This is a genomic window from Flavivirga jejuensis, from assembly GCF_030540765.1.
In the GTDB taxonomy this organism is placed as follows: domain Bacteria; phylum Bacteroidota; class Bacteroidia; order Flavobacteriales; family Flavobacteriaceae; genus Flavivirga; species Flavivirga jejuensis.
In genome coordinates this window covers 1,156,683-1,178,917 of the sequence record NZ_JAUOEL010000001.1, presented here as the reverse complement: position 1 = coordinate 1,178,917, position 22,235 = coordinate 1,156,683, and the positions used below count along the sequence as shown (strand labels likewise).

The 22,235-nt window shown below is 33.8% G+C and carries 16 protein-coding genes; 10 read left to right on the top strand and 6 right to left on the bottom strand.

The genetic code is table 11. The features are described from left to right. The first annotated feature begins 84 nt into the window (after positions 1-84). Positions 85-3,930 carry a coiled-coil domain-containing protein gene (locus Q4Q40_RS04935; RefSeq protein WP_303300618.1) on the top strand — a complete coding sequence of 1,282 codons (3,846 nt, stop codon included), beginning with the start codon at positions 85-87 and terminating at the stop codon, positions 3,928-3,930. Positions 3,931-4,005: 75 nt separating this feature from the next. Here Q4Q40_RS04935 and Q4Q40_RS04930 read toward each other — a convergent pair whose 3' ends face one another. Continuing rightward, positions 4,006-4,308, bottom strand: coding sequence for a hypothetical protein (locus Q4Q40_RS04930; protein ID WP_303300617.1), 303 nt, complete (start codon positions 4,306-4,308; stop codon positions 4,006-4,008). Between the two features lies 1 nt (position 4,309). Beyond that, positions 4,310-4,576 carry a helix-turn-helix domain-containing protein gene (locus Q4Q40_RS04925; protein ID WP_303300616.1) on the bottom strand — a complete coding sequence of 89 codons (267 nt, stop codon included), beginning with the start codon at positions 4,574-4,576 and terminating at the stop codon, positions 4,310-4,312. Between the two features lie 147 nt (positions 4,577-4,723). On the opposite strand from Q4Q40_RS04925, the gene Q4Q40_RS04920 reads away from it, so the two are divergent. Continuing rightward, the gene (locus Q4Q40_RS04920) at positions 4,724-4,873 is read left to right on the top strand and encodes a hypothetical protein (RefSeq protein WP_303300615.1); all 150 of its coding nucleotides are present in this window, start codon (positions 4,724-4,726) and stop codon (positions 4,871-4,873) included. Between the two features lie 590 nt (positions 4,874-5,463). On the opposite strand, the gene Q4Q40_RS04915 is transcribed toward Q4Q40_RS04920, so the two are convergent. From Q4Q40_RS04915 to Q4Q40_RS04905, 3 genes are all read right to left on the bottom strand, one after another. Continuing rightward, on the bottom strand, positions 5,464-5,664 hold the full coding sequence (locus Q4Q40_RS04915; RefSeq protein ID WP_303300614.1) for a hypothetical protein: 201 nt from the start codon (positions 5,662-5,664) through the stop codon (positions 5,464-5,466). A gap of 116 nt (positions 5,665-5,780) precedes the next feature. After that, entirely contained in the window at positions 5,781-6,539 is a 759-nt protein-coding gene (locus Q4Q40_RS04910; RefSeq protein ID WP_303300613.1) for a S1 family peptidase, read from the bottom strand. Positions 6,540-6,554: 15 nt separating this feature from the next. After that, positions 6,555-7,646: a tyrosine-type recombinase/integrase gene (locus tag Q4Q40_RS04905; protein WP_303300612.1), complete on the bottom strand. Its 1,092-nt coding sequence runs from the start codon at positions 7,644-7,646 to the stop codon at positions 6,555-6,557. A gap of 879 nt (positions 7,647-8,525) precedes the next feature. Between Q4Q40_RS04905 and Q4Q40_RS04900 the strand changes: the two genes are divergently transcribed. The 4 genes from Q4Q40_RS04900 (at position 8,526) to Q4Q40_RS04885 (ending at position 13,282) form a co-directional block, all read left to right on the top strand. Continuing rightward, positions 8,526-9,572 (top strand): hypothetical protein, encoded by a 1,047-nt coding sequence (locus tag Q4Q40_RS04900; RefSeq protein ID WP_303300611.1) that lies wholly within the window; start codon positions 8,526-8,528, stop codon positions 9,570-9,572. Between the two features lie 112 nt (positions 9,573-9,684). After that, positions 9,685-10,446 (top strand): hypothetical protein, encoded by a 762-nt coding sequence (locus Q4Q40_RS04895; protein WP_303300610.1) that lies wholly within the window; start codon positions 9,685-9,687, stop codon positions 10,444-10,446. Between the two features lie 7 nt (positions 10,447-10,453). Continuing rightward, entirely contained in the window at positions 10,454-12,244 is a 1,791-nt protein-coding gene (locus Q4Q40_RS04890; RefSeq protein ID WP_303300609.1) for a PI-PLC domain-containing protein, read from the top strand. Positions 12,245-12,247: 3 nt separating this feature from the next. Continuing rightward, on the top strand, positions 12,248-13,282 hold the full coding sequence (locus Q4Q40_RS04885; RefSeq protein ID WP_303300608.1) for a T9SS type A sorting domain-containing protein: 1,035 nt from the start codon (positions 12,248-12,250) through the stop codon (positions 13,280-13,282). A 477-nt stretch (positions 13,283-13,759) separates the two neighbouring features. On the opposite strand, the gene Q4Q40_RS04880 is transcribed toward Q4Q40_RS04885, so the two are convergent. Beyond that, a complete protein-coding gene (locus tag Q4Q40_RS04880; protein ID WP_303300607.1) occupies positions 13,760-14,383 on the bottom strand; it encodes an RNA polymerase sigma factor in 624 nt (207 codons plus the stop codon). 107 nt (positions 14,384-14,490) lie between these two features. Here Q4Q40_RS04880 and Q4Q40_RS04875 point away from each other — a divergent pair, with 107 nt between their 5' ends. From Q4Q40_RS04875 to Q4Q40_RS04860, 4 genes are all read left to right on the top strand, one after another. After that, positions 14,491-15,663, top strand: a complete 1,173-nt coding sequence (locus Q4Q40_RS04875) for a FecR family protein (protein ID WP_303300606.1) — start codon at positions 14,491-14,493, stop codon at positions 15,661-15,663. 151 nt (positions 15,664-15,814) lie between these two features. Beyond that, a complete protein-coding gene (locus Q4Q40_RS04870; RefSeq protein ID WP_303300605.1) occupies positions 15,815-19,327 on the top strand; it encodes a SusC/RagA family TonB-linked outer membrane protein in 3,513 nt (1,170 codons plus the stop codon). A gap of 6 nt (positions 19,328-19,333) precedes the next feature. Beyond that, complete coding sequence (locus Q4Q40_RS04865) at positions 19,334-21,076, top strand: RagB/SusD family nutrient uptake outer membrane protein (protein ID WP_303300604.1); 1,743 nt, start codon at positions 19,334-19,336, stop codon at positions 21,074-21,076. Then, the gene (locus Q4Q40_RS04860; protein ID WP_303300603.1) at positions 21,077-22,234 is read left to right on the top strand and encodes a glycerophosphodiester phosphodiesterase family protein; all 1,158 of its coding nucleotides are present in this window, start codon (positions 21,077-21,079) and stop codon (positions 22,232-22,234) included. Position 22,235 lies beyond the last annotated feature (1 nt).

The following is a 22,235-nucleotide window of genomic DNA, read 5'->3' as shown; positions in this document are numbered from 1 at the left end:
CATTCATTAAATTAACATACTACAGGAGCTTCAGTCAGGCTCAACAACATGGCAAATATTTTATTAATTTAAAACCATTATGCCATGGCCAGTGATGAAGTCCTTTTTAAAGTAGCCTTAGATTTAAGTAAAGTCGATAGTCAGTTTAAAGACCATTCTATACTTTGGGAAAAACATACCCAAGATATAGCCAAAGGGGAAAAGGCTATGCAAGACTATGCCAACAACACCGTAAAAGATTACGATAAAATCAATAAAGCGGTTAAAACTCAAATTAGCCAAGTAGCTGCAGAGGGTAAAGTTATAGTCGAATTAGATAAAAAATTTCAGAATCTTTCCAAGAATAATAAAGATGCTTTTGATAGTAAGGAGTTGAAAGACTTTGACAGCCTTATTAAATCGCTTTCAAAAGACATGGGATCTATAGAGAGCTTAAATTTATCTGTTGATGATATAGACAGTCTTATATCAAAATTAACCAACGTAGAGGACGATTTTGGCACACTTAACGTACTGGTTGATTTCTTTGAAGATAAAATGAAGCAGGCTTCGATTGGAGTTGTAGGATCCTTAGATGACATTAAGGAAAAGATAAAAGAAACGCAGCTGAATATAAAAAGTACCGAGGATTTTATTAAAGATTCCGACAAGAGGATAAAATCAACAGCTCCAGGGCAAGATCAAGCTAATTTAATAAGTGAACGCGAAGCGGCAAAGAAAGCTTTAAATGAAGAGAAAGTAGCTCTTGAAGATTACAAACTCCAATTAAAAGAAGTGCGTACAGAAAACGTGTCTTTAGCTACTGATTTGAGAAAAGTAAAAGACGAGCTTGTAAAATTAGAATTAGAAGGAGAGCGAGGAAGTGCTAGATGGAATGAATTAAAAGAAAAAGCTATCGAATACACTACTGCCTTAGAAGATACAAATGCTCAGCTAAAAAAGGCATCTTCATCTACTCAAGGTTTAGATAATCTAATTAGTGCAGTTAACGGTGTTATAGGGGTGTTTGCTGTAGCAGAGGGGGCGCAGGCTTTATTTGGTGCTGGAAGCGAAGATTTACAAAAAACATTAGTGAAGCTTAACGGTGCATTGGCATTATTAAACGGTTTACAGGCAATACAAGCTGAAGTCGCTAAAAAAGGAACTGCCTCTAATAAAGCATTAGCTGTTGTGCAGGGTCTATATGCTAAAGCCACAGATGCAAGTGCAAAATCAACTTTACGCTTAGGTGCTGCGCTTAAATTATTAGGCATTGGTCTTATTGTTGGACTTGTAGCTGCTCTAGTGGTGTATTGGAAAGATGTTGCAAAATTCATTGGTATTACTAGCGATGAGAGTGAACGCATGAAGGAGGTTAATGAAAAAGCTAATGAAATTTATGGTGACCAAATCGCTCAATTAACTCTATTAAATAAAAAAGTTAAAGATGGAGGTTTGTCTTTCAATCAAAAAGAAAAGGCTGTCAAAGATTTTAATGACGCCTTTGGAGATACTTTAGGATCTGCTAAAAGTTATGAAGAATTAGAAAATAGGCTAATAAATAACGGAGATAAGTACATTCAATATTTAAGCTTAAAAGCACAAGCTGAAGCTACTTATCAAATTGCTCTGGAGAAAACTAAAAGTTTAAGACAGGATATTTTGAGACTTGAGCAGGGAGAGGGTTTAGGGTTTTTCGATGAGGTTACGAAATACTCTGACAATGCTTCAAATTCATTCTGGGAATTATTCGGTATTGAAACGATCAATCAAAATGAAATATCTCAGGAAGAAATATTATCAATTATTGGTTTGCCAGATGAAAGGGAATTCAAAAATGCTATTTCGAAATATTCGCAATTCATTCAAAGTGGTCTATCAAACCTTAGAGAACAAAACGGTGTAATTAATACCACGTTGGGTTCTGCAAGTGATCTAGAATCAAAATTTGCAGATTTAGGTAAACAATATAATATCCTGGGAGATTCTTCAGATAAAACTTCAAAGAAAGTTTCCTCATTGCTGCGGGAATTAGTTAAAATGCAAGAGCAGATACAGACTAACCTCATCGACAATGACAGGGAAAAAGATAAAACTTTAGTAACTCAAAGACTTGAGGAAGAAAAAAAGGCTTTTGAAGAGCGTATTACTGCATTGAAAGCTAGTGAATCTGAAAAAATCAAAATTCAAGCTGAGTTTAACAAGCTTTACAATAAAGAAAACGGGATAGCTTACGAGGAATTAAGAAAGCAACTCAACGAAATTGATGCGAAATATGATGCTGAACGTGAAAAAGTAAAATTCAAAGCGCTAGGCGCAGTTGCAAGTGTGTATGATGCATCCGCTGTCATAGAACGTCAAAATATTCAGGAGAAATGGAAAAATATCCGTGAAGAACTTCAAAAACAGATTGCACAAACTGACGATGAATTTGAAAAATACGACTTACAAATTAGTATCAACACAACAGTTGGAGCTGAAAAAGACGAATTAAAGGAATTTGATAAGGATACTGACTTAGAAAAAATTGATAAAGATCAAGAAATAGCAGAATCCATTTTAAAAATATATCAAGCCAATGCCAAAGATTTAATCGATAACGAAAAGCTTAAACAGTTGCAGTTGTTAAAAATCCAAGAAGCGGGATTAGAAGCTAAACTACAGCGTCTTGAGAAAGATCTTGATGCTGAGCAACAATTATTAGTAAAAAACACTTTAGAAGCTATTAAAAACGCTAAATCGAAAGAAGAAGCAATAGTCTTGGGTGAAAAATTACGAGAAGGATTAGGAGATAAGACAGCGAAGGAGATTTTGAAAACGGTTGAAGCTTTAAAAGAAGTGCAAACCGAAATTGAAGGAGTAAGTAATAAAACCGAGGATAGTGATCTTGGCTCAAAAATAAGCGGTCTGTTTTCATCTACAGAAGGTTTTGCTAAAGGTATTGGTAAATTATTTGGTTTAAGTGGAGCATTATTGAATGAGTTTGCAGAAGCTTTAGGTGGTGCTATTGATTCGGTTTATAGTTCTCTTAAGGAAATTGCAACATTAGAAGTTGAAGAGAGAAAGAAAAAAGTTGAAGCCACACAAGAGAGCATTGACAAAATCGAAGAAGAAGTAGAGCGAGAAAAGCAACTTTACGAAGATGGTTATGCCAATAACTACGATAATAGACAAAAAGATTTAGAATCACTCAAAGCCCAAAAAGCAAAAGAAGAGGAAGAACTTAAAAAGGCTCAAAAGAAAAGAGCAGCATTTGCTAAGACTGAGTTTCTAATTCAAACTGGTATACAGTTAGGGAATTTAGTTACGTCTGCAACCAATATATTCAGAGTTGCAACAAAGATAGGTGGGCCATTTGCAATACCTATTGCAGTGGCGGCCATTGCCACTATGTTTGGAGCATTTGCTATTGCTAAAACCAAAGCTTTTCAAGCGATTGGAAGTGGTCAGAATTTCAGACGTGGACTAAAAGAAGGGGCATTAGATTTACATGGTCCACGACATGAGGAGAGCGGATTTGGGTTGTACAACTCAAAAACAGGAGAGCGTGTTGCAGAGTTTGAAGATAGTGAGAAGGTCTATGTTGTCAACAAACAACAACAACGAAAATACAGTCATATTTTAGATGCCATGATTAACGATACTCAGGGAGGTATGAGTTTGGAGCATTATCTATCTCAAAAATATGGACATCCAAATGTAGGAGAGCAAACTATGCAAGTGATAAGACGTGTAAATCATGTTACTATAAAATCAGAACAGGCTAAAGAAGAAGCTTCTAAAAAAAGTAATGAAACTGTTAATGAATTAAGAAAGCTTAATGAAAAGTTTGATAAGGAGTTTGAAGGTTATAAAAATGAAAGGGAAAATGAGCCTAAAACTTGGGAGACTCCTGAATATTTCTATGTTAAAAAAGGTAACATTACTAAAAAATATCCAAAGAACAAATGATTGCTATATTTGCATCAGCAGCCATTTAAATACATTATGTCATATACCTGAGGTAGTTCGATGCGTTCTGCTACCTCATTTTTTTATAAGCTCACGTATTTTTTTAACGTGTTCTATATTCTGATTAATTTTAACTTTAATAGTATCTATATTATCCGTTAGAAAATAATTGATGTTTGGGTATTGATATTTAGGGTCTAGAGTTGAAATTTTATCAATAAATTCTATGTTACTCGCATTTAGATCGTCAGCAAGTTTTGCAATTGATTCTGCTTTTTCAAATGATATATCTCCTGTTTTAAGGTTAAATATCGTAGATAGTAATTCTGCTTGTAATAGATCTATAGTGAGCTTATCATCTTTTTTAAAAACACTCATATCACTTTTTTATTTCTCCAATTGGCACAAAACTACCGTTTCGATTTACATAGATTGTTTCAGTATTCGTTGGTATAGTCGGAATAAACAGTTCTCTGATATCAACCTCTAAAGCTTTAGCTATTTGTTTTAATAATTCAGGTTTAGGAAAACTATTTCCTTGAACAATATTTGAGATACTTGCTGGAGTAACACCAACTTTTTCAGATAAATCTTTACCAGATATGCCTTTTTCCTTTAATAACTCTTTTAATTTTAAAATACTCATAATTCTTTTATTTACACTATCACAAATATAGTGAAATTATAGTAACACTAAATAATATTAAAAATAATTACAGTTTAATTTGTATTGTATTATAGTAATGATTACATTTACTGTAAAAAAATTATAGATTTACTAAATCAAATAATCATGAAGACAAAACCTCACTTATTAAAACAGACATTAATTTACAAAGAATACAAAGTCTTTTATACTCATGAAGAAAAGCAAATAATAAAAGCATCCCTAAGGAAAGATATAGACGATACATTTAGAGGGTTTACTTCAATAGAAATATAAACAATAATAAAATTTTTAAATAATGGGTATTAAGAACCAAAATTACATAGATAAAATCAAAACATACATGGAAAACAGGGACAGTTATACTGATGAAGAAAAATTAATAATACTTAATGAATTAGAAAAGGAAGTTTTAAGCCCTTGGTTGAAAAAATAAAATATTTTAACGTTATAAATTTATAGTTTATGAATCCAGAACTACAGCATTTAGATAATCAACTTGAAACTCTCATAGAATTTAAATATTCGTATTCTAAAGAAGAGTTTTCAATAATAATTCGGCAAATAAGAAATGAAATTTTGTTAAAAATGAACAAAAACAGTAAATAATTCAACCTGACAGTATATGAATTCAATAAACTAGATTTTGGCGAGGCCCTCTTCATACTCTCAGAAAAATAGGTGTTTTTATAGATAAGCTTATAACAGAAGACGAATATTTAGCGTGTTATTCGGTAGATACATTCTTTGTTGAGGTGCTATTTAACGAATCATTTACAGGGATTCAGGCTTTTAGAAGCTTTGCTGGAGGTAAACAATTGGATAAATATTCCAATATTAAATTATGAGTTGATAAATTATCCTCATTATTTATCTGGAATACCTCTTCTATTCTTACTTGATTTAATAAGTTCTTCTTTATGTTTTTGTAAGAACACAGGCGATTTTAAATTAGAGCTATCCGAACCACCAGATAGCTCTTCTTTCAGCACAACAATAGTATCTAACATACGGCGTGCTTCATCTTCAAGTCTATTTAATTTACCAATAAGATCTTTTTGATTCATCTTTATCAATGAGTTTAATTAACCGATCTCTAAGCTTTTTTTTTGATTCCTTTTTTTCCTTAATAGACAACTCTTTTATAGGGCTGCATTGTTTCTGCAATCATTAAGTTTATAAACTAAAATAAATCTTTAAGCAATCTATCATTTGCAATACTAATTTCCCATTCTAGATAATTAGCAATTATTAGAGCAATCCCATTTTCTAAAACCCTATCTTTTTGTTCTTTTATCTTAGTTCCATCATCTTCGATAAAATTATTTTCCCATAAAGTTGTAGTGCTTTCTACTGTACCTAAGCAAATACCCGCTAAAACAAAACCATTATTCCTAACAAAAAGTGGACTTCCACTCATTCCACTTGGAATTGGAGAACTTAACAAATATGATGATGGAGCTTCTTCAAAAGTGCCAATATTTTCATTTTCATCAGTAATTCTTGAAATATAACCTTTTAGGAATTGCCCCTTTTCTGGAATAACATCAACCAATGAATTAGGAAATCCATAAGAATGAACATCAACCCATCCATGTGCTTTACTATATTTATTAATTTTAAATATATTATCTTCAATTTGAGGAATATCAGGCATTTTCCCAATCATCAAATCTGTTTTTGAGTTAGAATAATCTTCAACTTCTAATACTTTAAAAGCATTTGGATTATGAGAATGAAAAAGCCCTACGACATATTCATTTTCATTTAATTCGTTGAAAATATTTTCATTTAATACATGTTTTGCGCTTAAAAAAAAGCCCTCGTTACCTATTAAAAATCCTGTTCCCAAAAAACGTTTATAACTTCCCTCACCTTTTTTAGAATCAAAATTCACAATTGCTAAGGGGAAAATAAAATGACTAACATTAATATGGTTCATAGTTTATAATTTATTTCAAGCTTTTTTAAGTTTTGGTAATTCCATTGAACCAAATGCTTCTGATATGGCATCTTTACGTGCAATATTATCAACCTTATAATAAGTGTTGAATGTTTTTAGGTCCTTATGGCCTGTCATGCTCATAATGGTTTTATCTGCAATGCCTTTTTTCTTCATTATGGTTATGAATGTTCTACGCGCTGTATGAGTTGAAACACGGTCTTTAAATGCTTTTTCTTTCGTGGTTTTCTCTTTATTCTGAGTCCTTGTATATTCCACGATCTCGTTAAATCCAGCGTCTTCAAATATGTCTTTTATAAACTCATTTTGCTTTTGATTAGTGATTAACGGAAGTTTATAATCATATTTTTTTAGAATGTAATTAGAAATTTCAAAAAGCGGAATCTCTCTAATATCTTTAGTAACATCCTTATCCTCTTTCAAGAAAAGAACATTATTTTTAACGTTGTGTTCATTGATTAATGCAAGCTCACCATAGCGCAACCCCGTTAAACATTGAAAAACAAACACGTCTTTAATTCGTTCCAAACTTTTACTTTTTGTCTTATGTTCAAAGATAGTTTGAACCTGGTTCAAGGTTAAAGCAATTTCTTCTGTAACCACCCTTTCAGGTTTCTCAAAGTCCTTAAAAGATTCATTGTAAGTATAGCGTTTTTTTAATGTCCAATACATGAAAGTTTTAAAAAGCCCCAAGTTTCTAGCATACGTATTTGTATTATGGTCTAATGTTGTATAGCAATAATCCGTGAATTCAGTTAAGAACTTGTCGTTAATCTTACTAAAAGTCAACTTATATTTTTTATTTACCTCAAACTCCTTTAAATGATTTTCTATATTAGTATATCTTTTAACCGTTGCTGACTTCCATTCTTTTCGTTTTTGCTTTTCAGTCATAAATTCTTTATAAGCATCAAAGAATAAATTTTTTCCTGCAGCACTTTTTTTAAATACCTTATTAAATGAATCTTTTAAAATTGATGAAGTAAACTCTTCATTCATTTTTTTACATTCAGCTTCGATATTTTCAAATGCATCTGAATACCTACCCAATTGGTTTTTGATAGTCATGGAATTTTTATCTTTCATGGCACCTTTTAGCTTAGGTCTGTTTTCTTCAAAATTCCAATGTAAAGGTTTTATTTTCTCTCCAGTTGAATATTTAAATTGTTTACTCTCATGTTTAAAATAACATGAAAACATAATCAATGTATCTTTATCACTCTTAGGTTCTTTTAAAAAGAAAGTATGCTCCATAATAACCAGTTGATAGTTTAGTGGATAATATCGTGGATAATTTTATTATAGTTTAATATATCTCAATAACATAACAAATATAAAAAAAGCCCATAAATAAAGGGATTAAACTTGAATTGAATTATAAAAATAGTTATTAAAATACAGAAGGTGCAATACTCTCCGACTCCACTTATTGGGTATCAAAACTCATTAAAAACCTTGTAAATTTATGATTTACAGGGTTTTGAATTTTATACCACATCAGATAATAGCATATAATATCATCTAAATCGGGTGCAATTCGGTATGTACAAAACACATATAATTAGTGCACACCGAATCTATACGGTTCACGAATAAAAGAAAAAACCTGCACGTCAAATCAAGCTGGCTTGAATTTGTAAGAGTTGAACCCTTTTTCTAAGTAAATGAAGATAGCAAAAGAGCTAGGGTTTTCCTAAAGAAAAATCAGAAGCATAGGCTTAAAGTAGATCTACAAAGTCATTCACTTCATATCATAAAAAGTATTACAAACTCATTTTGTGTGAAAACCTGAAAACTAAAACGTTATATCGTTTTAGTTTTCAGGTTTATATTAAGCTATAAAAAATGTTAGCATTTTGGTAACATTAAAAAGGTTAGGGTTTAAAAAAAACAGAACGTTTTACGGGTATATGTACATATTTAAACAATTAAGTAAAGTTTAACCCGAATAAACATTAAAAAATTATGGAAACAAAACAAAAAATAACAAGGTCAAAAAATTACGCCCTAATTTTATTACTAATAGGTTTTACATTAACAGTAAAAGCACAGGTTATTGATGCCAATGCTACTAATTCAGAAATTTTTACTATTGACAATGATAGAGACAATGATTATTCTTTGTTACGGATGCAAAATAATAATACCGCTTCTGGTCATGGATATTGGGAGCTAATAGGAGACCCTTCTTCATTCGTTTTTAGACTCCAGACTGATATTGGTTTTCAGGATGTTGTTAGAATGCATAAATCTTATGGTGGCAGAGTTGGCATCGGCCTTACCGATTTACACCCAGAAAGAGGATTACATATTCGTGGCTCGGATGGAGTGATTCGAGTAGACCGCAATAATGGCTCAGCAGGATTAATGCTAACACGCATGAATACTGATTATAGCCAGGTATTAAAAAATTACTTTATTGGAGTAAACGGCTCTGACGAAAATTCCGGAGAATTTTTTATTGGAGACTATGGTACTAACGTTCGTGGTGCGAGTGAAGTTAGATTACTCATTGACAATGACGGGATCGTACAAATATCCGAAGGCCTTACGGTAGGTACAAATGAAGCAATACCCGGTACCATAGCACACTTTGACGGCCGTGTATACATCTCTGAAAATGACGGGACCCATGAAGGTTTTGATGACCATACCGATAATAGATACCTAGATTACCTACTTTGGGTAGAAGAAGGTATAGTAAGCAACGATTTTGCTATTGCTGATTTAGAAGACTGGCCAGATTATGTTTTTGGAGAAGGTTACAACTTACCCAGTCTGGAAGAAGTAGAAAATAACATAAAAAAAACAGGCCATTTACACACTATGCCATCGGCAGAAGTTGTGGAAAAAAATGGTTTTGAAGTATCAGACATGACCAAGCGTATGGTAAAAACCATTGAAGAATTAACCCTTTATACCATTAATCAGGAGAAGCAAATAATCAATCAGGAGAAACAAATTGAGATGCTTATGGCTCGCTTAGAGGCATTAGAAATAAAGCTTAAGTAAACACTTGTTAAATTAAAAAGGTTAGGGTTTAAAAAAGCCATAACGTTTTATGGGTATATGTACATATTTAAATAACTAAATAGAATAATAACCCGAATAAATATTAAAAATCATGAAAACAAAACAAAACATTACAAAAACAACACATTACGTTTTAGTTTTATTGTTAATAGGCTTCACATTATCTGCAAAAGCTCAATTTATTGATGAAGAGGGGACTACATATTCATCTTTTACTGTTAATGCCAATACTTCAATTGGAGTTTCTTCTTTGAGATTAAATGGCGATGAAGTATGGTCAATTTATAATACCGATATTCTTGATGGACTAGGTATAGGAAGAATAATAGATCCGCCAGGTACACAAAATGCGGCATTTGTATCACATCTTATACTTGAAAATGGTGGGGTCGTAAAAATACCCAAAGCTCTTACAGTAGGTACAGATGAAGCAATACCCGGTACCATAGCGCACTTTGACGGTCGTGTTTACATCTCTGAAAATGACGGGGTACATGAAGGTTTTGATGACCATACCGATGATAAATACAAAGACTTTTTATTATGGGTAGAAGAAGGTATTGTAACCAGCGACTTGGCCTTGGCAGATTTAGAAGACTGGCCAGATTATGTTTTTGATAAGGATTATAACTTACCCAGTCTGGAAGAGGTTGAAAATAACATTAAAAAAACGGGGCATTTACACACTATGCCATCGGCAGAAGTAGTAGAAAAAAGTGGTTTTGAAGTTTCAGACATGACTAAGCGTATGGTAAAAACGATCGAAGAATTAACCCTTCATACCATTAACCAGAAAAAGCAAATTGATATGCTTATGGCTCGTTTAGCGGCATTAGAAGCAAAACTAAAATAAAAATATTATGAAAAATTATATAATTAAACATGTACTAACCCTGTTTCTTGGGGTTCTATGCTTTAATGCCAGTTTAGCACAAAGCTCTCCTACATACACAGTACTTAAAAGCCTTAATACCAGAAATATAGATGGCGCCTTTTATGAAAGTCCTTATGAACCGCTTACTAACAGGAATCATGGTATTCTGGTTGTGAGTTCCAATGCGTCCTGGAATGGTAAGGTCGAATTAAGTATGTATCCTGAAGTAATTTTTGCTGTTGCCTCACGAGGATATATTGACAACCCATGTACTGGTAGCAATACGCCATTTAATGACTTGTTGTTATATAGAGCCACTGCCGAGGGGAGTTCCGAAACTGAATTACAGTCAGTGGGAGAAGAGAAGGAATACATTTATAAGGGATGGTATGATTATTATTGTAAAAGAGACAAAAGAAGCACTTCCGGTTATACCTATTTTTCAAAAATGAGCAAGTTTGCTAATGATCATGTTAATGGCACTGGTTTTTTTGTGAATAGACATTTTCAAGTAAGAATTGAATTAAAGCTACCAAGTGAGGTAAAACTTTCTGATATTAAAAAAGTGGTTGTTCCAGGAGTAGGAACGTTGTATCCAAAAGATTTTATCAAGCAACAAGAGTATAGAATTGATCATGGTTGTCATATAACTAGGACAGGTGTTTGTGCTAAGCTTGATGCGGTAAGATCTATCCCTAGTTTAAGTGCAATCGACGTTAAGGTTCAGGCACATCGGGGTGTTTGGGGAAAACCGGATACAAATCAGGAGAATACAATTGGGGCCATAACAGCAGCCGGGACTAAGTATCTAATGGTAGAAAGCGATATTATGCCAATAGGGGTAACAAACTATACAGATCCAACTAATGCAAGTACCTTTGGAGTACCAGCCGATTTAGCATGTTTTCATGATTTTGTACTTACTAGGTACACAAATGCTTCTTCAGGTTATATTTTTAATAGTACCCGAGCACATTTAAAAACACTATCTCTTAAAAAGCCTAGGAGTGAAGAGGTTGGCAATGAAAAAATTATGTTTTTTGATGAGTTGGTCGATTATGCTGTAGCCAATAATTTAATTGTTTGTGTCGATATGAAAAATTTAGAATCGCATGGGCAAGACACTTCCTGTACACAGCTCTGCGACTGGCAAACTCAGGAACGCAAAAATATGTCCTTGTATAACAACCTTAAGTTTGCAATTAATAATACAGATTCGGACGATCTTAAGCATTTGGCCATAAAAACCTATGCAAATTATGAAGATATAAAAGCAGCTTTAACAACTGGTACAAATCCTGTTAGTGAAGATAAGTTTAATAAAGTCCTTTGGGCACCTTTAATAGCAAAGAATGACCAATGGAAAGTAGCGGGTAGTGAAGCGTATGATCCCAAAAAAATCCAAAAGTTTTTAGACGACTGGTTTGCTCATAACGAATCGGTACTGTACTATGAAACCAATTTCTTTAACGATTATGATAACCAAACCTCAGTGATGCTAACCGGAGAATTTAGTTTTACCGATTCTAATGGTTCTACTGTAACAAGCGGTAACGTAATGGAATATATTTATGACATGACGGGTCGTAGAGCAGGTATTTTCTCAGAAGAGCCTGTAGGTGGTAAAGGAACCGTAAACAGGTGGAGCAGCTGGAATATTAAAGACCCAGGAACTGACAGGAGGGGAGATCATTTATGGTTACTACAACAGCCATTTTTTAAACATGCCGTAATTACAACCGACCGTCCGGATATATGGAACCAATTAAACGATTAGAACATGAAAAAGATACAACAAAACATAAAAAGAAACCTGACGCTAACAGCATTTGTATTTACAGCTTTTTTAGCTACAGTTTGTGCCCAGAGCAACTTAACCAATGCATTAGGGATTACCGATCCCAATGACTGGATTATAAGTGTTGATGGAGGACGAACAGTACCTTTTACAACAGCCAGAGGAAAACTACAAACAGCAGGTGCAGATTGTTTTTTAATAACAGCAGACTTTTCACCAGAGGATTTTCCACCAGTGCCAAGTGGAAATACAGCTATTGTTTACTCATTTACATTGAGTGGTTATTTGGTTTATGAAATTGGAGTTATAAATGATGAAGGGAATTTAAGATGGTATGTTCGGCGCCCTACCAGTATATCCGGAATTGGAAAAAGTGTCAATTTAGATTACATAATATACGACGATTTGGGTGTAGACGGTACATTTACTTTTATTTTAGGACATCATTTTACAGGTATAGGCGTAGATGAAGGAACCAGCAATTATAAGTTCGCCCCGGTTTTCTTTGGTATGGACTCTAATTTAGGCACATTGAGTAGCCACATAGGTGAGCTTACCGGTGAAACAAGTCTGGATTACGACCTTGCTATTTTTATACGAAATACTTCTAAAGTATGGAAAATGCATGGTGATGCTCAATTTACGACACTTCGTTCGGCATTAAGACATCACCTTAGTAATATTCAAAATAAAAGTGCAGGTACGAAAGTTGCTGTGCAGCCTGAAGCAATAGAAGAAGGCTTAACAGATGATACTATTTTTAAAGATTTAAAGCTATACCCTAATCCATTGGAAGAAACCCTTTATCTGGATTTTGGACTGGAAGCAAACAGTGCTGTCAGTTTTAGATTATTTAATTTAAAAGGGCAATTGGTTTACGAAGAAAAAGAACAATTATTTAATAAAGGACATCATAAGCATACTATCAACAGCCTAGGTAAATTGCCAGCAGGTATTTATATGCTTCAAGTAAAATCTCAGGAGTTTACAGAGTCTTTAAAACTGGTTGTTAAGTAGTATTTTTAGTTCGAGTGTCGACTTTAGGAGACGTATCGAAAACTGTTATTTCTTATTTTAAAGCTAAAAATGAAGGTCTAAAAAGTTGTTTTGTCATTGCGAAGGAGTCCCGATCCCGATAAGCTATCGGATCGAGATCGGGTTAAGACTGTGGCAATCTGTTTAATTTGAGTTCAAAGTATGAACCGAAGTTAAGAATAAACAGATTCTCACGTCGTTCCGCCCCCGGGCGAGACTCCTCAGAATGACGAAACAACTTTTTGGCTAAATGTAACCTATTAGATATAGCTGAATCAAAACTATTTGGCATAAAATATGTTTGTATTTTGAGAGACCCGACAGGTTTAAAAAACCTGTCGGGTCTAATTGTATTATGATATTTTATTTTGATTTAAGCATATTATGAAAAGAATTTGTCCATTCGAGTGGATTTCACGACTGAAATGAGTAAAATTTGTACCGAGAATCGAATTTTAGTTAAAACGTTAAAACGTTTTTAGGAGTACCAAACAACAAAAACAAAATACAATGGGCTTTCTCCCCGACTTTTTTTCGTATTAATTTAAAAGCCTGCGTTATATGTGCCTCGACAGATTTTAATGAAATGTTCATGTACTCCGCAATTTCAATATTGCTAAGCCCTTCCTGCTTGCTTAAAATAAATGTTTGTTTGCATTTAGGTGGCAGGTTTTCAATTTCTTGTTTAACCAGCTTAATAAGTATTTCTAAAGATTCCCCATCTTCATTTTCAACGATGGCGTTTAAACCTTCAATATGTTCCTGTTCAAGTGGGGATATTGGTTTTTGTTTTCGGTACTGGTTTATAAATTCGTTATAAACAGATCTGTATAAATAGCTTTTAATAACAAAATCATCTTTTAATCTATGTTTATTCTTCCAAAAGCTTATAAAAACATTTTGAACTATATCTTCGGTTAAGTCATAATTATTAGTCAGGTTATAAGCATAAATACAAAGTTTTTGGTGGAAACTGTTCACCAAAAAGGTATAAGCGTCAGAATCTCCTTTTTTCAAGGCCTGTATTAAAACGATATCGTTAGCAAATTTATGGAGCACTTTATTAAGAGATGGGGTTAGCATGAATAGTATTATGTATGGCTTGGTGCTAAAATATAAAAAAAAGCACCTCTATATTAGGGTTGTATAAAATTATAACGTTATGGTAATATATAAATATAATGAAGCGAATGGCGACGAAAAAAATAGAACATATTATCACGAAATACCTTACAAACCAAGCAACTACTTTAGAGGTAGAAGAATTAACAAAATGGATTGAGGATGACAATAACAAAGTGTTATTCCATGATTACCTTAGGCTAAATTATGCCATGGATTATAGGATGAGAAAATTTAATACAGGTAAAACCCAGGCCATGCTAAATAAAGAAATGGCTAAGGAAAAGCAAGTGATTAAGCTTAAAAGCATACGTAAAAAGATAAGTTATGCAGTTGCAGCCGTTCTTATTGGGATTATAACAACAACTTATTTTTTTAGAGATAGCCTCTTTAATAGTGATGTAAGTGGCACTCCAGTAATAACAAAGACCAGCAGTATTGAACCCGGAACATATAAAGCAATACTGACTTTAGAAGATGGCATTCAGGTGACTTTAAATAAAGGAGAATCATTTCAAATACCAAATGCCAGTAGTAATGGAGAGAAATTGATATATAATACAGAAGAAAAAACACCAAAAAAACGAGCATACCATTATTTAACAGTACCTAGAGGTGGTCAATTCAATATAAAATTGTCTGATGGTACTCAGGTTTGGTTAAATTCAGAATCACAGTTAAAATACCCGGTAGCATTTACAGGAGGACAAGGCAGGCAGGTAGATCTAGTTTATGGCGAAGCTTATTTTGATGTATCTCCAAGTTCAGACAACGGAGGTTCAAGATTTAAAGTATTGCATAACGCTCATGAAGTTGACGTTATTGGTACCGAATTTAATATTAAAGCTTATAAAGACGATACTAGTGTTTATACAACATTAGTAGAAGGAAAAGTAGCAGTGAACTACAAAAACAAAAAACAAAATTTAAAGCCCAATCAGCAATCAAGTTTTAATCTTAAGACTATAGATTTTCAGATAAAAGAAGTAGATGTTTACAATGAAGTATCATGGAAAGATGGTTTTTTTAGCTTTGAAAGAAAATCATTAAAAGAGATAATGGCTATACTATGTAAATGGTATGATGTGGAAGTTATCTTTAATGACAAATCGTTAGAAGATGTTAAGTTCTTTGGTGTTCTTGATAAAACACAAAAAATGGACGACATACTGGAAACAATTAAAAAATTCAAAATCATTAAAAGCTATGAAATAAAAGACAGGATAATAATTTTAAAATAAAAAATAGAGCGAAGTCAAACATTTAGCGGTGTCGTAAACTTCGCTCCTTCAATTGAGTATTAATTATATATAATCAACACCATACAAATTTATGGAAATTAAATGTATTAATGTCCGTTCTCTCATTCCGAAACGGCTCCAGATTTATATTATGAGAATATTTATCTTCTTACTATGCACAACCGTTTTTAGTTTTACTTCGGTAAACAGTTTTTCACAGGAAAATGTTTCAATCGATAAAGATAAAAAAGTCTCTGTATATGAGGTTTTTAATATAATCAAGAAACAAACAAAGTATCGGTTTTTATATCCCGAAAGCTTATTTGTCAATGCGCCTAAAGTAGCATTAAAAAAAGGTATTATAACCTTATCAGAATTGTTAGAGCAAAGCCTGTCAGGCATCAATGTTAAATACGAAATATCAAAAGATAATACTATAGTAATAGAACAAAAAAACATTGTAGTTAATCGAGAACATAACAAGAAGCAACAAACACAAATTTCGGGTATAGTTGCCGATCAAAACGGGCAGCCGCTGCCCGGAGCAAATATTAGCGTAAAAGGAACCATTAATGGTGTACAAGCAGATTTTGATGGTCGGTTTTCTATACAAGTAACTAACCCAGACGCTGTATTGGTAATATCTTATGTTGGGTTTACAACACTTGAATTAGCACTTAACGGACAAACTACGGTAGCAGTTAAGCTAAAAGAGAATAGAGCTACTCTTAATGAAATTGTTGTTATAGGTTATGGCACACAAAAAAAAATAAACGTTACAGGAGCAGTAGCAACTATTCAACCAAACGATTTTCAGAATAATATAGCATCCAATACCGGGCAACTATTACAGGGTATTTCTCCTAATTTAAATGTTACACTTAGTGATGGCGATATAAATAACGAAGCAGATATTGATATTAGAGGTATCGGATCCATTAATGGCGGTAACCCATTAATACTCATAGACGGTGTACAAGGAAACCTTAATAGAATAAATCCCAGAGATATAGCATCCATATCCGTTTTAAAAGATGCAGCTTCCGCTTCAATATATGGAGCAAGAGCTTCATTCGGTGTTATCCTAATTACAACTAAAAAAGCCCGAGAGGGAGATGTAAAGATTAATTATACCAGTAATTATGGATGGAGTACCCCTACCATTAGAACAGATAATTTTATTACAGATGGTTTAGAATGGGCACGACTAAGCGACCAATTGAGCTTACTGGAAAATACGAGTACCTATCTGGGGTATACCAATGAAGACTATGCCTATTTAGAGGCCAGACAACAAGATCCAAGCCTACCAAGTGTTTTAATAAAAACAGTTAATGGAGTCGAACGGTATGTACATTATGGAAATACCGATTGGTGGGATACCATTTTTGAAAACCAGCAACCCCAATCAGAACATAACCTAAACCTTTCTGGAGGCACAGAGAAAATGAAATTCTATCTATCGGGCAGGTATCTAACAAGAAAGGGTATATACAAAATCAATCCGGATAATTTAGATGTTTACACCTTAAGAAACAGAGTAAATATAAAACCAGCAGATTGGGTAGAAATAGGTAATAGTATTAATGTTTTTAGCAAAAAATATACACACCCGGCAACAAATACAAGGTTTATAGATGGTACAGATAATAACGAAGACTGGAGGAAATACACTTTTCATGCTGCGCCATTATACATGCCAACAAACCCGGATGGCTCAATTATAATTCGTGGTGCATATACCAATAATAGAGATATAGCAGATGGTACCTTTGCAGATTTATTGTATGGTAAAAGTAAAGGCGTCGAAAAAGACTTTGAGATATTTAATACCTCTACCGTTCAGTTAAACATATTAAAAGGCTTAAAAGTTAATGCAGATTATAGTTTTAGATGGCGTAACCAGAGCGAGTGGGTTCGTATCATATCGACTCCGTTTACCAACCAACCAAATGGAGAGGGCGTAGCACTATATAAAACAAATACACAAACGTATAAAGAACTGGAAAGAAAAACGTTATATCAAGCTGTAAATGCTTATGCTGCATATAACATTAAACCTATAGACTTTTTAGATATTACAACTTTAATTGGTTTTAATCAAGAATGGAATTCTTTTAAAAGGAATATAGCTAACAGAAATGGGAATATATCCGAGAATTTAAACTCATTTGGACTAGCAAACGGAGATAATATATTTCTAACATCTACCGAAGAAGAATGGGCTATTAGAGCGGGCTTTTACAGGTTGTCTTTTGATTTGTTTGAAAAGTATTTGTTTGAAATGAACGGACGTTTCGATTTGTCTTCAAGGTTTCCCAAAGAAGACAGGTTAGGAATGTTTCCATCGGCATCGGCAGGTTGGATATTGAGTAAAGAAGATTTTTGGAAGCAACTCAATCTCCCAATCAACACCTTTAAACTTAGAGGATCTTATGGCGAACTGGGGAATCAAAATGTAGGAGCTTATGATTATATTTCTACATTTTCAATAGATCAAAGTAATTATATCGTAGAAGACGCTCAAATCGATTATTTAACAACACCTCAACCCATATCATCAAACTATACCTGGGAGCGTACAAAAACATTAAACCTAGGGGTAGACTTAGGAGCTTTTAATAACCGATTCAATGTCACTTTCGATTGGTTTCAAAGAGATGTTGTAGACATGTTAACGCAAGGTACACAGTTACCGTCGGTGTTCGGAGCAACAGAACCGGATGAGAATGCAGCAGATTTACGAACTAAAGGATTTGAATTAACCCTTGCATGGCGGGATCAATTCAAATTAGGGAATTCAGATTTTAAGTACCATGCATCATTTGTATTGGGTGACAGCCGTACTCATATTACAATATTTGATAATCCAAATGGTGATATAGAACAGTTCTATGTTGGTAAGGAAGTTGGAGAAATATGGGGGTATACTGTAGAAGGCTTTTTTCAATCCGATGACGAATATTTGAGCCATGCCGATCAGACTTTAGTTAATGAAAGAATTGTGAATAATTATTTGATTAATCATCCGGTAGCCGGAGATATAAAATTTACAGATTTAAATGGAGATGGTGTTATAAGCCCTGGCGACTTAACAGTAGAAGACCCAGGTGACTTACAAAGAATAGGAAACACAAACCCAAGATATAATTATGGTATTACGCTTGGTGCAGAATATAAAGGGTTTGATGTAAGTGTTTTTGCCCAGGGTATTATGAAACGAGATTGGAATCCTGGAACAGATAATGGATTTTTCTGGGGCCCTTTTGCAAGACAATACCAGAATTTTTATCCTAAGAGTATAGTTGACAACTCCTGGACACCAGAAAACCCGAATGCCTATTTCCCTAGGTTAGCTGTATATGCCGAAAGAGGCGGGCCTTATGAAGGTGCACAGCTTGGCGTAAATTCCAATAAATACCTGCAAAATGCAGCCTATCTTAGAGTTAAAAACTTAACTGTTGGCTATACAATTCCCCAAGTGTTAGTAAACAAATTAAGATTAGACAAAGTTAGGCTGTATGGCACAGGTATGAACCTGTTCACATTTTCACCCATATATAAAAATAACCCAGACCGAACCATAGACCCAGAACAACTAGGCAATGGTAATGCGTATCCGTTTACAAAAACATACGTATTTGGTATCGATATCAATTTATAGAATATCATGAAAAAAATAGCATTAATTTTAGTACTGAGTTTAGTTATTACAAGTTGTAATGACGATTTTCTTGAACGTTTTCCGTTATCTGAATTATCTCCTGAGAATTCATTTAACACAGCAGAAGATTTAGAATTATTTACCAATAGCTTTTATAATGATTTGCCCAATTTTGGCGATGTTATAGAAAGCGACAACCTATCAGATAATGTGCTCTTTAATGGGATGCCTAACGAGCAAACAGGCATGCGTCTTGTGCCTTCTGAAGCCGGAAGCGGTGGATGGGACTGGGACGATTTACGTAAGATTAATATTTTCTTTGAAAATTTTGAAAGATGCCCAGATGAAGCAGCACGTATAGAATATAGTGGAGTTGCACACTTTTTTAGAGCCCTGTTTTATTATAACAAATTAAAAAGGTTTGGAGACGTACCCTGGTACGATCAAGTTATTGGTAGCACAGATACCGATTTGTTATTCAAGCCAAGAGATTCAAGAGTTTTTGTAGTTGATAAAATACTCAAGGACATTGATAAAGCTATTGAAAACCTTAATGTTGATCAATCTTCAGATAGAGTAAACAGGTGGATAGCTTTAGGGCTTAAGTCCAGAATCTGCTTATTTGAGGGAACGTTTAGAAAGTATCACACCAACTTAAAACTTCCTGGAGCTGATGGTTTGTTAAATTTAGCAGCAGAAGCAGCTAAAAGAGTGATGGACGAAAGCCCATACGTTATTTATACAGCAGGAAACACATCAACAGATTACAGAGATTTATTTGCATCAGATGCAGCGATAGAAGATGAAGTTATGTTAGCCAGACGTTACAGCTTGGATTTAAACGTAATTAATAACATAAATTATTATTTTACATCACCAACCCAAGAAGATATCGGGCTTACAAAATCTATTGTAGACACTTATTTAATGGTAGATGGTACCCCATTTACCTCGCAAGCCGGATATGAATTTTTCGATTTGGTTCAAGAATCAAAAAATAGAGATCCACGCTTGGCACAAACCATCAGGACACCCGGATATACAAGGATTGGGAATAGTACAGAAGCTTTGCTGGATTTTTCAGCATCTATTAGTGGTTATCAGATAGCAAAGTATGTTGCCGATGAAAGTCAGGACGGTTTCCAGGCAGGATTTCAGGATATCCCCATTTTGCGTTATGCAGAAGTGCTGTTAAACTTTGCCGAAGCTAAAGCAGAACTGGGAACACTTACTCAGACAGACCTAGATGCATCCGTTTCTTTGCTAAGAAATAGAGTAGGAATGCCTGCATTAAACCTAAATAATGCAAACAGTAATCCAGATCCGATTTTGGCGAACACATACCCTAACGTAGTTGGTTCAAACCAGGGCGTTATTCTGGAAATAAGAAGAGAACGAAGAGTAGAATTAGTACTTGAAGGGTTTAGATACGACGATTTAATGAGATGGCGAAATGGGATATTATTAGAAGCACATTTTAAAGGCATGTATTTTTCTGGCCTAGGTGCATTTGATATTAATGGAGACAGTATAGAGGATGTAGAGATATTTCTGAGTGCCACATCAACTGGAGCACCGCAAAGTGTAGAAATAGGAGGTATTATATCCCTTTCTAACGGAACCAGTGGGAATTTAGTACCTTTTCCAGATCGTGTTAAGGCATTTGATGAAAGCAGGGATTACTTATACCCAATTCCTTTTGGAGACATTCAATTGAACCCGAAGCTTAAACAAAATCCTAACTGGTAAATGATTAAAACACGTTTTAGCATAAGTGCCTTATTATCGCAATTCATAATGGTATGCTTTCTTATAGGCTGCTCTAAAAGTGATGATGCGATTCCAAATAATAACACACTAGTAAAAGCCTCATTTTATACTAATGACAGCGAACAAGATTTATTGGTTGGAGATATAGTTAGATTTAATAATACAGTTACTGTTAATAATGCCATAGTAAACTATAGCTGGGATTTTGGAGATGGTCAAACATCTTCTCAAAAAAATCCATCCCATACTTATACAGAACCTGGAGACTATATTGTTACACTTACAGTATCTATTGACGATTCTAAAAGCTCTTTTTCAAAAGAACTACCAATATTGCTAACAAGCAATATTATTAACAGGAATACTTTAATAGAAGCATTATCAGAACTGAGTAATAAAATTTTAATATGTGCACATCGTGGACAGCACGAGGACGCGCCGGAAAACTCATTATTGTCCATTTCAAATGCAATAAATCAAAGTTTGAGAATGGTTGAGCTAGATGTAAGACAAACGCAAGACGGTGCCTTAGTACTAATGCATGATGCCACCATTAACAGGACTACTAATGGAATTGGCGAAATCGATAAGATGACATTTGAAGCGTTACAACAGTTTAATTTATTTAAAGAAGATGGTACGTTAACAACTCAAAAAATCCCATCACTTAAAGAAGTGTTATCACTAGCACGCGGTAAAATTTATCTCGACTTAGATATTGATAACAAAGTGCCATATAGTAAGGTATACCAATTGGTAAAACAATATGGCATGTTAAATCAGGTCATATTTTATTCATCCGAATATTCAGATATCAGTGGCATATTTAAGGTAGACTCAAATGCGTATGCAATGCCAATAATCAGAAATCAAGAAGATTTTAGTTTTTATTACAATGCATTTCAGAATCTCAACATAGTGCACTATACCAATGCATCATTTAATAATGAATTGGTAAGTACAGCTAAGCAAAAAGGTTGGTTCATATTTAAAAATGCCTATGTGAATTCCAATGAAAGTCCAACAACCGATGCTAGTGGGCAAATTAAAAAGGCTATCGATTTAGAAGCAGATATCATACAAACCGATTACCCGACACAAGTCAAAAATTATTTAAACAGTCAAAATTTAAATTGAT

Coding starts and splice junctions, on each gene's coding strand:
- Q4Q40_RS04910 (WP_303300613.1), bottom strand. CDS start 6,539: ATGAACCATATTAATGTTAGTCATTTTATTTTCCCCTTAGCAATTGTG.
- Q4Q40_RS04930 (WP_303300617.1), bottom strand. CDS start 4,308: ATGAGTGTTTTTAAAAAAGATGATAAGCTCACTATAGATCTATTACAA.
- Q4Q40_RS04860 (WP_303300603.1), top strand. CDS start 21,077: ATGATTAAAACACGTTTTAGCATAAGTGCCTTATTATCGCAATTCATA.
- Q4Q40_RS04865 (WP_303300604.1), top strand. CDS start 19,334: ATGAAAAAAATAGCATTAATTTTAGTACTGAGTTTAGTTATTACAAGT.
- Q4Q40_RS04885 (WP_303300608.1), top strand. CDS start 12,248: ATGAAAAAGATACAACAAAACATAAAAAGAAACCTGACGCTAACAGCA.
- Q4Q40_RS04880 (WP_303300607.1), bottom strand. CDS start 14,383: ATGCTAACCCCATCTCTTAATAAAGTGCTCCATAAATTTGCTAACGAT.
- Q4Q40_RS04895 (WP_303300610.1), top strand. CDS start 9,685: ATGAAAACAAAACAAAACATTACAAAAACAACACATTACGTTTTAGTT.
- Q4Q40_RS04905 (WP_303300612.1), bottom strand. CDS start 7,646: ATGAAAGATAAAAATTCCATGACTATCAAAAACCAATTGGGTAGGTAT.
- Q4Q40_RS04875 (WP_303300606.1), top strand. CDS start 14,491: ATGGCGACGAAAAAAATAGAACATATTATCACGAAATACCTTACAAAC.
- Q4Q40_RS04935 (WP_303300618.1), top strand. CDS start 85: ATGGCCAGTGATGAAGTCCTTTTTAAAGTAGCCTTAGATTTAAGTAAA.
- Q4Q40_RS04915 (WP_303300614.1), bottom strand. CDS start 5,664: ATGAATCAAAAAGATCTTATTGGTAAATTAAATAGACTTGAAGATGAA.
- Q4Q40_RS04870 (WP_303300605.1), top strand. CDS start 15,815: ATGAGAATATTTATCTTCTTACTATGCACAACCGTTTTTAGTTTTACT.
- Q4Q40_RS04890 (WP_303300609.1), top strand. CDS start 10,454: ATGAAAAATTATATAATTAAACATGTACTAACCCTGTTTCTTGGGGTT.
- Q4Q40_RS04920 (WP_303300615.1), top strand. CDS start 4,724: ATGAAGACAAAACCTCACTTATTAAAACAGACATTAATTTACAAAGAA.
- Q4Q40_RS04900 (WP_303300611.1), top strand. CDS start 8,526: ATGGAAACAAAACAAAAAATAACAAGGTCAAAAAATTACGCCCTAATT.
- Q4Q40_RS04925 (WP_303300616.1), bottom strand. CDS start 4,576: ATGAGTATTTTAAAATTAAAAGAGTTATTAAAGGAAAAAGGCATATCT.